The organism is Eggerthella hominis, assembly GCF_014287365.1.
Taxonomy (GTDB): domain Bacteria; phylum Actinomycetota; class Coriobacteriia; order Coriobacteriales; family Eggerthellaceae; genus Eggerthella; species Eggerthella guodeyinii.
On the sequence record NZ_JACOOA010000022.1, the window covers coordinates 1 to 734 of the forward strand.

General features: G+C 70.4%; 1 protein-coding gene. It reads right to left on the reverse strand.

What is annotated here, in order from left to right; genetic code table 11:
- On the reverse strand, window positions 1–720 hold a 720-nt coding region (locus tag H8S61_RS17235; protein WP_186939852.1), incomplete at its 3' end, for a 4Fe-4S binding protein.
- Window positions 721–734: the final 14 nt, after the last annotated feature.

The window sequence follows — 734 nt, forward strand, 5'->3', positions numbered from 1 at the left end:
GCCCTGCTCGATGACCTTCTGCGCGATGTCCTCCCAGTCGATGAACTTGATGGCGCCGTTCGGGCACTGCTCGGCGCAGCGGCCGCAGCTGACGCACTTGGTGGACACGCGGCTCTCGGAGTCGACGCGCGGCATGTTCCACGGGCAGGCCGAGGCGCACATGCCGCAGCCGATGCAGCGGTCGGCGTCCACCATGCGGGCGCCGTTGTCCTCGCTGGCGTAGATGGCGTGGACCGGGCAGTACTCCATGCAGGCGGCCTCGGCGCACTGCTTGCAGTGCTCGACGGTGAACTCGCAGCTCTTGTAGACGCCGTCCGGGCCGTCGGGGTTCGCGCCCCAGTTGTAGTTCTGCCACACGCGCACGCGGGCGGTGTGCTGCGACACGCGGCCGTCGTTCTTCAGCGTGCACATCATCTCGCAGCGCTGGCAGCCCGAGCAGCGGGCGCGGTCGGTGACGATCATCTTCGTCGGCGTGGTGCGGATCTCGATGCGCCCCGAGGCGATCGACCTCGACGTGACGCCCCACGACGCCAGCACGCCGCCCACGGCGAGCCCGGCGACGCCGCAGCCGGCCATGGCCAGCACCGTGCGGCGCGTGAAGGTCTTCTGCTTGGGATCCCCCTCGGGCGCTGGCGCGGCCGCGGCCGGGGCGGCCTCGGGCCCGTTCGCCCTGGCGTCCCGGTCCTCGGAGGTGTTCTGGTTCAGATTGGAATCTGACATAGCCTGGTGCTCCC